14 protein-coding genes are annotated in these 13,649 nt (G+C 32.6%); 7 read left to right on the top strand and 7 right to left on the bottom strand.

The genetic code is table 11. The features are described 5' to 3' along the window. Positions 1-174 precede the first annotated feature (174 nt). On the top strand, positions 175-1,530 hold the full coding sequence (locus CWS01_RS05175; protein WP_407938536.1) for an arsenic transporter: 1,356 nt from the start codon (positions 175-177) through the stop codon (positions 1,528-1,530). Positions 1,531-1,729: 199 nt separating this feature from the next. On the opposite strand, the gene CWS01_RS05170 is transcribed toward CWS01_RS05175, so the two are convergent. The 4 genes from CWS01_RS05170 to CWS01_RS22245 all read right to left on the bottom strand — a co-directional run bounded on the left by CWS01_RS05170 (position 1,730) and on the right by CWS01_RS22245 (position 5,224). Further along, positions 1,730-2,407 carry a DUF2642 domain-containing protein gene (locus CWS01_RS05170; RefSeq protein ID WP_101176035.1) on the bottom strand — a complete coding sequence of 226 codons (678 nt, stop codon included), beginning with the start codon at positions 2,405-2,407 and terminating at the stop codon, positions 1,730-1,732. Positions 2,408-2,602: 195 nt separating this feature from the next. Then, a complete protein-coding gene (locus CWS01_RS05165; RefSeq protein ID WP_101176033.1) occupies positions 2,603-4,042 on the bottom strand; it encodes a DUF2642 domain-containing protein in 1,440 nt (479 codons plus the stop codon). Positions 4,043-4,099: 57 nt separating this feature from the next. Continuing rightward, entirely contained in the window at positions 4,100-4,615 is a 516-nt protein-coding gene (locus CWS01_RS05160) for a hypothetical protein (RefSeq protein ID WP_101176031.1), read from the bottom strand. Positions 4,616-5,065: 450 nt separating this feature from the next. Further along, a complete protein-coding gene (locus tag CWS01_RS22245; RefSeq protein WP_157827547.1) occupies positions 5,066-5,224 on the bottom strand; it encodes a hypothetical protein in 159 nt (52 codons plus the stop codon). A gap of 449 nt (positions 5,225-5,673) precedes the next feature. On the opposite strand from CWS01_RS22245, the gene CWS01_RS05155 reads away from it, so the two are divergent. From CWS01_RS05155 to CWS01_RS22605, 3 genes are all read left to right on the top strand, one after another. Continuing rightward, positions 5,674-6,462: a hypothetical protein gene (locus CWS01_RS05155; protein ID WP_101176029.1), complete on the top strand. Its 789-nt coding sequence runs from the start codon at positions 5,674-5,676 to the stop codon at positions 6,460-6,462. An 824-nt stretch (positions 6,463-7,286) separates the two neighbouring features. Then, positions 7,287-7,505, top strand: coding sequence for a DUF1450 domain-containing protein (locus CWS01_RS05150; RefSeq protein ID WP_235851986.1), 219 nt, complete (start codon positions 7,287-7,289; stop codon positions 7,503-7,505). Positions 7,506-7,887: 382 nt separating this feature from the next. Next, positions 7,888-8,214: a hypothetical protein gene (locus CWS01_RS22605; protein WP_168714358.1), complete on the top strand. Its 327-nt coding sequence runs from the start codon at positions 7,888-7,890 to the stop codon at positions 8,212-8,214. Between the two features lie 56 nt (positions 8,215-8,270). On the opposite strand, the gene CWS01_RS05140 is transcribed toward CWS01_RS22605, so the two are convergent. Beyond that, the gene (locus tag CWS01_RS05140) at positions 8,271-8,906 is read right to left on the bottom strand and encodes a helix-turn-helix transcriptional regulator (protein WP_101176024.1); all 636 of its coding nucleotides are present in this window, start codon (positions 8,904-8,906) and stop codon (positions 8,271-8,273) included. A 215-nt stretch (positions 8,907-9,121) separates the two neighbouring features. Here CWS01_RS05140 and CWS01_RS05135 point away from each other — a divergent pair, with 215 nt between their 5' ends. Beyond that, on the top strand, positions 9,122-9,742 hold the full coding sequence (locus CWS01_RS05135; RefSeq protein ID WP_101176022.1) for a superoxide dismutase: 621 nt from the start codon (positions 9,122-9,124) through the stop codon (positions 9,740-9,742). 216 nt (positions 9,743-9,958) lie between these two features. Here the strand turns inward: CWS01_RS05135 and CWS01_RS05130 are convergent, their stop codons facing one another. Together CWS01_RS05130 and CWS01_RS05125 are read right to left on the bottom strand one after the other, a co-directional pair. After that, positions 9,959-10,585 carry an FMN-dependent NADH-azoreductase gene (locus CWS01_RS05130; RefSeq protein WP_101176020.1) on the bottom strand — a complete coding sequence of 209 codons (627 nt, stop codon included), beginning with the start codon at positions 10,583-10,585 and terminating at the stop codon, positions 9,959-9,961. 143 nt (positions 10,586-10,728) lie between these two features. Further along, the gene (locus tag CWS01_RS05125) at positions 10,729-11,154 is read right to left on the bottom strand and encodes a MarR family winged helix-turn-helix transcriptional regulator (protein ID WP_101176017.1); all 426 of its coding nucleotides are present in this window, start codon (positions 11,152-11,154) and stop codon (positions 10,729-10,731) included. A 219-nt stretch (positions 11,155-11,373) separates the two neighbouring features. Between CWS01_RS05125 and CWS01_RS05120 the strand changes: the two genes are divergently transcribed. Both CWS01_RS05120 and CWS01_RS05115 read left to right on the top strand, forming a co-directional pair. Further along, on the top strand, positions 11,374-12,354 hold the full coding sequence (locus CWS01_RS05120; RefSeq protein WP_101176015.1) for an aldo/keto reductase: 981 nt from the start codon (positions 11,374-11,376) through the stop codon (positions 12,352-12,354). A gap of 173 nt (positions 12,355-12,527) precedes the next feature. Then, positions 12,528-13,511 carry a LacI family DNA-binding transcriptional regulator gene (locus CWS01_RS05115; RefSeq protein WP_101176013.1) on the top strand — a complete coding sequence of 328 codons (984 nt, stop codon included), beginning with the start codon at positions 12,528-12,530 and terminating at the stop codon, positions 13,509-13,511. Positions 13,512-13,649: the final 138 nt, after the last annotated feature.

Genomic DNA, 13,649 nt, shown 5'->3' with positions numbered 1-13,649 from the left:
TCTAACTTAATATGACAAGTATCAGGTAAAGATAATAGTTGATTTTAACATTTTAGGTTAATAGTTTATATCACAATTACTTTATTAGCGTATACATATAGTACAAGTACTTACTAGAGACAGTTAAAGGAGCGTGATAGCTGTGAATCGTAATCTAAAAAGGGGGTGTATTAGTTGGCAAGCATAACACCGCTTCTTACAGTCATCTCTTTCATAATAACTATGATTCTTATTTTTTGGAGACCAAAAGGTATAAACGAGGCAACAAGTGCAACTATAGGAGCAATACTTATATTATTTAGCGGGAGCGTATCTTTAGCAGATCTTGGGGATATAAGCATGAAAGTCACTGGAGCAGCTTTAACAATAATAGCAACAATGGTAATGGCATTAACGATGGAGAGTATTGGATTTTTCCACTGGGCAGCTGCCAAGTTATTAAAGGCTGCCAAGGGTTCTGGAATCAGACTTTTTTGGTTTTGCAATCTGTTATGTTTTTTAATGACTCTTTTCTTAAATAATGATGGGAGCATATTAATAACTACACCAGTATTATTGCTGATATTAAAGCATTTGGGAATGAGTAATAGACAAAAATTCCCTTATTTAATTAGTGGTGCACTCATTGCTACAGCTTCTAGTACACCAATAGGAGTAAGCAATATTGTAAATTTAATCGCGTTGAAAATTATTGGGATGGACCTTTATATGCACACCATTATGATGTTTATTCCAGGAACCTTAGGGTTATTATTCCTCGCAACATTATTATTTTTAATTTTCTACAAACAACTGCCTAAAAAAGTTTATCATTTTCCAAGAGATATTGACTTTACGCAATTTTCCACTTTACACCCCTTAAAGTCTGAGCCCAATAAAGAGGTATACAAACGACAAACAAGGTTAATGGTTTCTGTATTGATGTTTGTTTTACTCGTAAGAATCCTCCTTTTTTTAGCTTCATATCTTGGCATCTCAGTATCTTTAGTTGCCGTTACAAGTTCGATTGTTTTGTTGATATGGCGTTGGCTTTATTTGAAATTAAATCCGATTGACATGTTAAAAAAGACACCGTGGTACATTTTTATTTTCGCTTTTAATATGTATATTATTGTGTATGGTTTACACAATATAGGCTTAACAAACTTATTAGTAACAGTGGTGGAACCGGTAGTTAAAGATAGTTTATTTAATGCAAGTATAATTATGGGTACCATTCTATCAATAATATCAAATATATTTAATAATCATCCTGCTTTAATGATTGGGACTTTAACATTGACAGAAATGGGACTAGATCCAATCACGTTAAAAACGATTTATTTGGCCAATATTGTAGGGAGCGATATTGGATCATTATTATTTCCTACCGGAACGTTAGCCACATTAATTTGGTTCCATATTCTGCAGCAAAATAAAATTAAAATTACTTGGGGAAAATACCTTAAAGTTACTATTATAGCCATTCCTGCAACTGTATTATTCACACTAACAATTTTGTATTTATGGATAGAATTATTTTTTTATTAATCAATCTGATGTCATCAATAATTAGTTGTATCAATAATAATCCTCGGAATATTCTAGCCATTAAATTACTGAGTAATTCTTTCCTCTGGATGTGAGTATTTCTCTTTAAAATCTGAGGATTAATTCCCATCTTAGAGGAACCTATAGTTATATTTTATTTAATGAAAATATTATATATAAAAAAACATAATTCCGAAAATTATGGTAAATGAACAGATTTTAAATGTGATAACTTCCAAAAAATCGGAAGACCTTCTGCATTGGCAATTTCTATAATGTTATTCGAGATGTTTTTTACTAACCCTACTTTATCCGGATTGTCGCCTAAATCAAAAACCAATAATTGTCCTATAGATTTCTTCAATTGTTCTTCAAAGGTCCGAGCTAGAGGGATGCTTGCAGGAACAACAGGTAAGTTTGTATTGTTTAGAGTATAAGGAGTGGAATTTGTGGTATAAGGGACTAACCACTTTAAATGTTGCATAGAAATGAAAATTGTTTTGAAAACAGGGGAATAAAAAACGATATAATCATTTAATACACTTGTAATGTAGCCATGTATTGACTTGTTTCCTGTTACAAATATTTCTACAAATTGTCCTTTGGCATTGTTTAAAATTTTTCTATAAGAGATAGACTCCGCTTCATTTTGAAAAGGCAGCATAGTATCCTTTGGGGCTTCTAAGGATTGTTCTGCATAGTTTTTTATTCTTTTTTTAATATTATGGACATGGATAAGAGGGATATATAGATATTTTTTATCCTTAAAAAGCACTAAAATATCTAATCCATTGTCTATTAGTATACCAGAAAAAAATATTCTTCCAGATATTTCAATATTCACTTCTTCTCCAATTAAACTCTTAAAGTTATCCATTCAAATTCCCTCCTTTAGTAATAGTGGTGCATGGTAAGTCATTTTTCATCCTAGAAGTTTAGATGAATATTTAAGCTGCCAGTGCTTCTAAGGAACAACTATACATATTCAGCTTTTCAGCATTAGATGATGAAAAAGATGACTTTCTTTAATGTATGATATAACTTTTATTTTCAATCCAGTGGCATTTAATATTTAGTCTTTTAAACGTTCTTTTCTTAATTTTAAATACATTTGTTCTGCATGTTTCATAAGGGAATAATATTGTTTCTCCAACAAGTATTTTTGTTCTTTTGAATCTATTTTATTTTCGATTATTGGTTGAGAATCTTTCTTTTTGTTAATAGAAATGGCTTTATATTCCATAGGTTCTTTTTTACATGATTTGTTGATCTTTTTCATGCTGCGACTGCATAATTCGCCTAGTGGGTTAAGGGGATGCTTAATATAATCCTTTTCGAATAAAGCTATATTTGGTGGATGGGAGTTGTGTGCTGCGACTTCTTTCTTTTTTTTGTGGTTTTTTGGCATGAAGGATTGAACAAGAGGACTAGGATCAATAAAAGATTTATTTGGTAAAGAACTACTCAGATCTTGAGAAAGAATAGGCTCCTCTTCATTTAGCAAGTTGTTAATGCTACGATCTGGATTTTGAGAATTTTTATCTTGTGGCATTTCTTCTGCTAAACCACTGGATGTTTCATCTGATTTTTGATTTTCATCTATATTATTTAAAGCAATTGAATGTTCATTAGATAAATGATCGTTTTCTGCTGCTTGTAAACTTTTCTCACCAATAGTTTTTTCATTTGCAATTTCTTCATCATTGTTGATATCCGTTATTTTTATGGCATTTTTGGGCGCATCAGTGCTGCTTATATCTTGAGAAAAGATAGAATCTTCCTCGTTTAGCAAGTTGTTAATGTTAGGATTTTGTAGCATTTCTGCTGCTAAATCATGTGATGTTTCAGCGAGTTTTGTATTATCTAAAGGGATTGAATGTTCGTTAGATAAATGATCGTTTTCTGCTGCTTGTAAAGTTTTCTCACCAATAGTGTTTTTATCTGCAATTTCTTCGTCATTGTTGATGTCCGTTATTTTTATTTCATCCTGAGGATCAGCTAATTTATTTTCCGCATTCGTTTCTTTTGAATTATCCCTTAAAGTATTGTTTTCAGAGGGATTCTCTTCAACTGTATTTTTCTCCTCCTTTACTTCATAAACACCATTCAAAATATTAGAAATAAATGATTTTTGAATATAGATTTGTTCATCATTATTTAATAGCATAATATATTCTTCTGTTATTTTGCTTAGTAAACCAGTAAAAGTTGGGTTACCTAAGCCGTTGATGGTTACCCAGTTATACCTAAAATCATTTAAAACTTCTATTAAATGATTTTTGTTTGGGTAAGGAGTATCTAAAGCCTGTCGATTATTATCTTTTGATTTTTTTGTAATCGCATGAATTTGATTTAATGGAAAATAAAATATTTTATTGTCCATTTCAAGAATAATATGATCATCTTTAACATCTAATAAGAGACCCTCAACAAAACGATCAGTATTAAGGAAAATTCCAATTTTAAACCCTTTTAGTTTATCTAAAGCTCGCGGTAAATTAAGCCCTTTCACCTTAAGACCTCCTCAAACTTATTGTCGCTTCTAAAAGAGAAGCGACAATAAGTTAGCTTATCCTTCTTTAGATTTATCTTCTTTTTCGTTTTTATTTTTGTTTTTTGATTTTTCTTTGTTTGCTTCTTCGTTTTCTTGTTTGGCTTTTTCAATCTTCTTGCCATAACTAATACTTTGGATATGGAACATTGACAGTCTAATAACTTCTTCATTAAAAACAACAGTAATAAAATCATCATTACTAGATTCTAAAACACCTTCAATGGAATCTTTACCGCCACGGTTAATTTTTACCCAACTGTATTTTATACTTTCAAGAACTGCTGATAAAGTCGGTGCTGACATGTACTCAAGTTCTTCTAGTATTTCTACGTTAAATTCTATCCCTTTTTTTGCATTTTCTGTTAAACTTTTAATATGATGAGTTTGATAATAAACAACCCCATCTTGTTCTGTAAGAATAGTAAAATGGTCTTCTCCTACACCCAGCAATTTGCCGACACGAGATTCCGGCCCACCTCTATTGACTTTTACTACTTTACCAACAAAAGATTGAAGCACTTCTTTATTCATATTACAATAACCTCCTATTATGTTTTTCCCTGTATTTATATGTGCCATGGCAAGATAAAGTACTATGGGAATTGCCTATTTTAGGTTTATTATTTAATAAGCCTTTTGAGTGTACTTCTAAACTAGGGACGATGTTATGCTGAACTAGTTAATTTTTTTAGCAATTAATTTCTTCAGTTTTATATAAATGTTCAAATGAATTTTCTTTGTAATTTGAAAAGTTTGCTTTACTTTTTATACAGAGACTTTCTCAATCCAAGATTTTAACTGATTAAATAATAAATCATTCAATGCTTAGAGCTTGTTTTTCTTCAGAAAAATCACTTCTTCCAATCTGTCCTTATAGAATCTTTGAAACACGGAAGTATTAAGAAGTCTAGCATATAAGATATCGTAGCCTTTAATAGGGTTCCGGTTATAATAGAGTAGATTTCCATGCTTGTTTTTCTCTCATGTTCCATCACAATCCCATGTTAATATCTCAAATAAATTAGTCAAATCTAATTTTCCTTCCCCCATTTTATATTTAATAGTATAACTTTGAAGAGTATCGGCTTTAGCTGCTTCATCTATTGTTAATAACGAAAAATTGGCTTCATCATTATACATCCGTTCTGTAAACTTCTTTTCCACATAAGGATTGATTAAAAGATTTGGTTTGAAGATATATCCCTTCGAATGACCCGTTTATGACTTAGAAGATACAATGTCAATGCTATTAAGCCAATTTAATGAAATCTTACTGCAAATAAGAGAGGGGATCTTTAGGTTCCACATTTAAATGAATTTGATCTTCAAATATCTTCATGTACATCCATCATTTCAAGTATTTTAATTTAATTTGTGTATACGTTCGATTGAATAAAAATTTTATAAGATATCATAATTATATATCTCTCTAATTAATTTTTTGACAATAGGTGTTTGCATTTCATGCTGTTACAGGTAGGGCAAGAGTATATTTTCGTAAAGAACTTATAAGAGCCTAATCGGCACAAGATTATTTCACATAATCTATAATGAAATAATCTAATATCTATAGAAAGTGGTGAGCGCACTTGGAGGAAAATCAGAATATTGAAAGTGCAGTTGTATCGGAAAGTAATGATGAAGTGGCTGATAATTCAGTTGAAGAAAGCTCAAGCAAACTGGTAGGAAAAAAGGAAGTAGATGAAAAAGGCAAGTCAAAAGGAAAAGAAAAATCTAGCGAAAAAGGCAAGCCAAAAGGAAAAGAAAAATCTGACGAAAAAGGCAAGCCAAAAGGAAAAGAAAAATCTAGCGAAAAAGGCAAGTCAGAAGGAAAAGAAAAATCTGGAGAAAAAGACAAGCCAGAAGGAAAAGAAAAATCTGAAGGAAAAGGCAAGTCAGAAGGAAAAGAAAAATCTGACGGAAAAGGTAAGTCAGAAGGAAAAGAAAAATCTGACAGAAAAGGCAAGTCAGAAGGAAAAGAAAAATCTGGCGAAAAAGGCAAGCCAGAAGGAAAAGAAAAATCCGACGGAAAAGGTAAGTCAGAAGGAAAAGAAAAATCCGACGAAAAAAGCAAGCCAGAAGGAAAAGAAAAATCTGACAGAAAAGGCAAGTCAGAAGGAAAAGAAAAATCTGGAGAAAAAGACAAGCCAGAAGGAAAAGAAAAATCTGAAGGAAAAGGCAAGTCAGAAGGAAAAGAAAAATCTGACGGAAAAGGCAAGTCAGAAGGAAAAGAAAAATCTGGAGAAAAAGACAAGCCAGAAGGAAAAGAAAAATCTGAAGGAAAAGAAAAATCCGGCGATAAAAAAGGACCAGGATTAAAGAAGGGGCCAGGCGGAAAAAAAGGACCAGGACCACATGGCAAAAAGGGACCTAAGTAACCGGTTAAAAGAAAGGAAAAACCACTTAAATAAGAGAAGTTAAATTGACATTCTTCAAAAATAAAACTTATACACAAGTGAATCGATAAATGGCATAAGAGTGTTTTAATGTTAGATAAAGGGGAAACAGGACGTAATTCTTCCTGTTTTTTAAATTTTTATGGCGTAAAATTCTGATTTTATGGTACTTCGCAGTTCAAACCTGCAAACGCTGGAACTTACTATTAGAATATTATCGACACTAGTTCTATTGTGAGATTACTTTTAAACTTCTAAGGCGAATAAATATTAATGCAAGTCTCAGGCTTTTCCTATAGGAGTGCAGATTTATTTCTGTTTTTATATTATTTTTTCTATTTTGGTTCTTTTTATAGTGCTGGGTTTAAAAATAATAACTAGAAGTATTCAGATTTAAAATAAAAAGGCAGCTGTTAAATCAATTGATTGTATAGCAGTTTTGCACACCAATTTCACTGAAGTCGAAAGGATTGTCTTTCCCTTTTTAATATGTTCAAATTTAATTGTTGCACTTTATATCCTCTGGTATAAAAACTATTAATGCAGTATATCTTTTATTCTCTCATATAGAAGTTTCAGAATATATAGTTGCTGTATCAACTAATTGATAATAAGTTGTGAAATAACGGAATAAGAAGGGGGAGGCGAATCTGGCAATTTGTGCAAAGTAATTAAATTTACCAGAATGGGCCCTTTAAACGAGCAGATGAAACTACATAAATTGAAAGGAAAAAGAGTGATTGGAATGAATAATAAATAGCCTGAAACAGGGAGGAGAAACATGGATGAGAATTGTTGGGGTCTAAATTTGTGATGGAAGTTTAATTACTGAAATCGAAGTAGTAAAGATTTTGGAATCATATTATCCTGAAGTTGTTGTTATTGAAAATAGCTGCTTTTGTGAAATATGGGCAAGAAGACCTTATGCAACTATGAAGGGTAAACGAATTTTTGCTAAAACAACTAAAGAGTGTCTTTCGTTAATAAGACATCAAATTGAAGTGGAATTAGCTGTTTATGCATGATGTATAACTCTAATTGCATTCAGGAAATGAGAGAAGTTCCTGCGATGGGAGCTTACTTTTAAAAGAATATGACTTCCATAGAACATGATAAATGAAGCATAAACATTCACTTTTACAAAAAGGAAAATAGGATTTAGAAATGACTAAAAATAATATAATAAAATCTGCAGGGATTTTACAAAGAAATATTAAAGACCATTGGTATGTTAAATAGGATGAGGCTGTTTTTCCTTCTATACAAGGGAGGGGTTCTGCCCGTAGAGCAATGGAAAGATTTTGATCCATTTATTCTAATGGCCGAAGATTGGTTTAAAAGGGGAACTTTTTCAGATCATTCACATAGAGAATAGAGGCTAATATTGCTCATACCTTGCAGCTGTGGGTGGATTTTCCAAAATATTTAAAGCATAGCACTACAACTTATCAAAATATGTATAGTGAAGATGCATCGATAGTAAATTTTGAGGGAGGTTCTGTAAAGGTGTTTTTAGGGAATATAGCAGGCCTGCAAGGTCCTATGAATTCATTACTTTATCAGAAATTTCTTTGGCAGAAGGGGCAATATATGTTCATCATCTTCCTGAAATACATAATGTTTTTGTATATGTTTTATCTGGAGATATGGAATTTGGAGAAAATAAAACAAGCATTTAGAGATTTTCATCATGGAGAATGTGTGGCCCGCCAGTCAAATAAGAAAAGTGATTAAAGATAAAGAGTAGCAAAAAAATGGGTTTTTATGCTACTCTTTTCATTGCATTTGATTTATGTGGATTTGAATTCTACTGTGAATTTACAAAGATTATCTCCGTCTGTCCGGCAGAGAGTTCGTTGGATATCATTTGTTTCAAGCACTTTTTTTAGCATATCCGTTTCACATCTGCAGGCAATTTTAAATTCTTTTGCTATTTCTAATAAAGGGCAGTTATATTCCATTAATTCATAAGTAGTTTCATCTATTTGAGAAAGGTCTGCCATATAGCCTTTTTCATTTTGAATGATGACCATTTCATTTACTTTTTCTGACGATTTTTTGCCTTGCATTCTCATACTGTATTGTTCTATTAATCGTTTTTCTCGTTTATTAAATAACTGCGTGATTGACTCTTCTCCATATAACTCTTTTATATCATGCAGAAATTCGATGCTTAAGCCTTCATAATTTTTCGGGAAAAAGTGTTCTGCTTTATTGGATAAAAAGTAAACTTGAATAGGTCTGCCCATTGCTTGTTTTTCTTCTTTTGATAGAATCAATCCATCTTTTTCTAAGCTGGCAAGGTGTTTTCGTATAGCCATATGAGTAATTTTTAATCGGTCTGTTAAATCATTCACCGTTAAGAATGCTTCTTTTTTCAGCAGATGAAGTAGTTTATCCTTTGTATTCTTTTGTTTTGTGTCCATTATATCCTCCATTCTTATAGCTGGAGTAAACATCATGATTAATTATACCATGAAGTATAAAATGTTAAAAGATTAGGGAAAATGGGTTTTAAAGATACAAAAAAATGCAGAGATTGGAAAAAATGCATTGATTTCTGAATATTTTTACTGTAATATTTAAATATACTTTTTATATAAATAAGTATAAAAACATTTGTAACAGGGGGATTTTTCACATGACAAATTATGTATTGCCAACTTTAAATTATAAATTTAATGCACTAGAGCCTTATATTGACGAACGTACAATGGAAATTCACTATGGTAAACATCATCAAACATATGTAAATAACCTAAATGCAGCACTTGAAGGTCAAACTGTCTTACAGGAAAAATCATTGGAAGAATTATTAAACAATTTGGATGAAGTGCCAGGTTCAATTAGAAATGCAGTAAGAAATAATGGCGGCGGACATTTAAATCATTCCTTGTTTTGGGAAGTAATTGCACCAGGGGCTAGCGATAAAGCACCATCTGGAAAATTAGCAGAGGCAATTAATGAAGCATTTGGAAGCTTTGATGACTTTAAGCAAGCATTTGCGGCGGCTGCAACAACACGTTTTGGTTCAGGTTGGGCATGGCTGATTGTTGATGGAACAGGTAAACTGCAAGTAACTAGCACAGCAAACCAAGACAATCCAATTATGGAAGGCAGTCAAGCAATTCTTGGCTTAGACGTTTGGGAGCACGCTTATTATTTAAATTATCAAAATAGAAGACCAGATTATATTGCAAGCTTCTTTAATATTATTAATTGGGATGTTGTTGCAGAAAAGTTTGCAAATCTGGCAAAATAATAGAGTTTTTTCTCTATACAAATAAGGCACCTTTTGCGAGGTATCTTATTTGTATAGCTATAGTTTATTTTGGGCTGATTGAAAACGTATGTTTGTCGACAATTTGCAGATAGATGAAATAAGAGCAAGGAAATCTGCAAAAATAATTTTATGTTTCTACAAATTAAAAGAGAGCTGTATGTAAGCTCTCTCTTAAAGTACTAGACTATAAAAGTATTAAAACTCATTTGCTGCTGTCACCGCTTGTTTGATGCCTTCTTCAATAATTTGAGCAGCTTTATCAGGGGATTGATTATGGCCTTCAATGATAATAGCTGTTGGATTCATTATTCCCCAGAAATTTAAAATTGCTTTTACATAATTGACAGACATTTCTGCACCTTGTGCAGGTCCTTCGGAATAAACTCCGCCTCTTGCATTTAATAGAGCAACTTTTTTATCTGGCAGTAATCCAACAGGGCCTTCAGCTGTATAACGAAATGTTTTGCCAGCTTGGCTTAGATAATCTAAGTATGTGTGCAATACAGCAGGGACTGTAAAATTCCAAAGTGGGAATGCAAGCACAACTTTATCTGCAGCAAGGAATTGATTTAGATATTTATTTACTAAATCTGTTGCTTTCTTCTCATTTTCTGTCAACTCTAGATCTCTTCCCAATTTAAACATGCCGTTCATCATATCATTATTAAGATATGGCAAGTTTTCATTATATAAGTCTAGTTCTGTTATTTGATCGGTTGGATGAGATTTCTTATAGCTGTCAAGAAAAGCTTGATATAGCTGAACACTTACAGCTTGTTCAATTGGTCGTGAATTAGCTTTAATGAATAATACATTTGTCATGATAATATACCCTCGCTTTATTTATGTTATAAAAAAAGTTGTTATAGCAACTTTTATGCTCTAATAAATGAAACATAAGCTAATAATAGCATAATTAAAGTTGTTATAGCAACTATTTTTTTGAAGAATGTACAGTAAGATCACTACTGTACATTTTCACACATTTTAGAAAGAATTCTTCGAACTTCATTTAATTCCTTTTCAGTAAGGCCCTTACATACCAGTTTATTAAAGTCATTCGTAATAGGAATGATACTGCTGCCAAGCTCTTTCCCTTTAGGTGTTAGAAATAATTGCAAGGAACGGCGGTCTTTTTCACTGCTTACTCTTTTGATGAATCCTTTTTTTTCAAGATTAACAACCATACGTGCAATATTCGTTTTATCTTTAAGGAGGATTTCCGAAATTTCATTTTGATTTCTTCCATCTTTTTCCCAAAGAAGCATCATAATAAGGTTTTGCTCAGGCGCAAGATTAAAAGGAGCTAATTGACTTTTTACATAACTTGTAAGGGATAAGTCTGTTTGATGAATAAAAATGCTAATATAATCATTTAAAGATAGCTTCATGTAAACCCCCATCCTATTATTGTTCGCATTATATGTAAATTAATAAAGTTTGTCAATCGCTCTTTATCTGATCATTTTAAAGCTTTGAAAGGCATCTTGGTGTATGTGAAAAATAAAAGAAGGAATAACTGTTATAATCAAAACTTATTTTTTGAAAACTTCAGACAATTTATATATACTTACATATAAGATTCCCCAAAAAACGAGGTGTTATATTAGGTGGACTATATAAAACTAGGCAATACAGGTTTAGATGTTTCTAGACTATGTCTTGGCTGCATGAGCTTTGGTGTGCCAGAACGTGGAAGTCATCAATGGGTGTTGAATGAAGAAAAAAGCCGTCCAATTATTAAAAAAGCATTGGAATGTGGGATTAACTTTTTTGATACAGCAAATGTGTATTCAGATGGAACTAGCGAGGAGATTGTTGGCCGTGCTTTAAAGGATTATGCAAACAGGGATGAAATTGTTCTTGCAACAAAAGTCCATGGCCGAATGCATAAAGGGCCTAATGGAGGAGGACTTTCTCGCAAGGCGATTATGAGTGAGATTGACAATAGTCTAAAAAGGCTTGGAACAGATTATGTTGACCTTTATCAAATTCATCGCTGGGATTATGAGACACCGATAGAAGAAACGATGGAAGCTCTTCATGATGTTGTAAAAGCTGGAAAAGCGAGATATATTGGAGCATCTTCCATGTATGCTTGGCAGTTTCTAAAAGCACTGCATGTGACGGAAAGAAATGGATGGACAAGATTCATCTCTATGCAAAATCATTTAAACCTTTTGTATCGGGAAGAAGAGCGGGAGATGATGCCTCTTTGCAAAGAAGAGGGAATTGGTGTTATTCCATGGAGTCCATTGGCAAGAGGAAGGCTGACACGTGATTGGGAAGAGTCTACTAATCGTTCTGAAACAGATGAATTTGGGAAAACATTATATGCTGATACAAAGACAGCAGATAAAATCATTGTGAGAAGAGTGGCTGAAATTGCAGAAAAAAGAGGAGTACCCCGTGCGCAAATTGCGCTTAGCTGGGTGCTGCAAAAAGAGCCAGTAACAGCCCCCATTATCGGATCAACAAAAATGTCTCATTTAGAAGATGCAGTTGCTTCATTATTTATTAGATTAACATCAGAAGAAATTCAATTACTCGAAGAAGCGTATGTACCTCATCCTGTATTAGGGTTTCGGTAAATAATAGTAGAACAAGCATTCTTTTAATGATTAGGAGGATGCTTGTTTTTTGTATTCAACTCTTCTACCTAATTATAATTCTGCTGAAATAAACACTTAGATGAAAGGACTAATAATTTTTTCTGCTATAATAGAAGGAAGAAACAGCGTAGAGAATGGCAGGAGGATCTACTATGAAGCCAAAAATTGATGATGTAGCAAAACTTGCAGGAGTATCTCCAACAACGGTTTCTCGTGTGTTGAATAACCGTGGATACATAAGTGATCGCACAAAAGAAAAAGTACAAAAAGCGATGAGTGAACTTAATTATTTTCCTAATGATGTGGCTCGTTCTTTATTTAACAAACGTTCGAATTTGCTTGGTGTTATATTGCCAACTACAGCCAATCCATTTTTTGGTGAGCTTACTTTTCATTTGGAAAATATAAGTGCCGCAAAGGGATATAAGATGCTAGTATGCAATAGTTTAAATCGAATCGATAAAGAAGAAAAATATTTGGAGATGCTATTACGCAATCAGGTAGATGGAATCATTGTTGGAACACATAATCGCGGAATTTTAGATTACCATAAACAAAATTTAGCGGTTGTGGCGATAGACAGATATCTTTCTGAGACGATTCCTGTTGTCAGTTCTGATAATTATGAAGGGGGAAAAATAGCAACAGATTTACTAGTTTCACAAGGATGCAAAAATATTGTTCTTATTGATGGGATTGGTGATTTAGAAACACCGGCAAGATTAAGAAGAAAAGCATATGAAGAAATAATGGAAGAACTTGGGCTAAGACCAATCGTATATGAAATACCAGAAGTATTTGACAGGGAAAGTCAGGCAAAAGTAATTGCAAAATTATTTAAAGAATATCCTGATGTGGACGGAGTATTCGCTACAAATGATATTTTTGCCGCTTCTTTTATAACGATGGCTAAAAAGATGGGGAGGGATGTGCCAGGGCAAATAAAAGTAATTGGGTATGATGGGACAGAGTCCGTACAATCATTTTTGCCTGAATTAACGACGATTCAGCAGCCTATTAGCACAATTGCGGAAATAGCCATTGAACTTCTATTAAAAGAAATAGAAGGAGAATTCCAAGATATCCCACTTGAAACAAGATTGCCTGTAAAGTTATTAAAAGGAACAACGGCCTAAGAGATACTAAAACTTTAATCGGTATGAGTTAAAATGAAAGCATTGCCAAGTTGCAATGTTTTTTTACTTTTTGTATGAAAGCGGTTGACATATGAAACCGGTTGACATAAAATAAAACTTGAAAGTGCTTTCAGATTT

Source organism: Niallia nealsonii (assembly GCF_002835805.1).
Lineage (GTDB): Bacteria > Bacillota > Bacilli > Bacillales > Cytobacillaceae > Niallia > Niallia nealsonii.
This window is presented reverse-complemented; position numbering and strand designations above follow the sequence as displayed.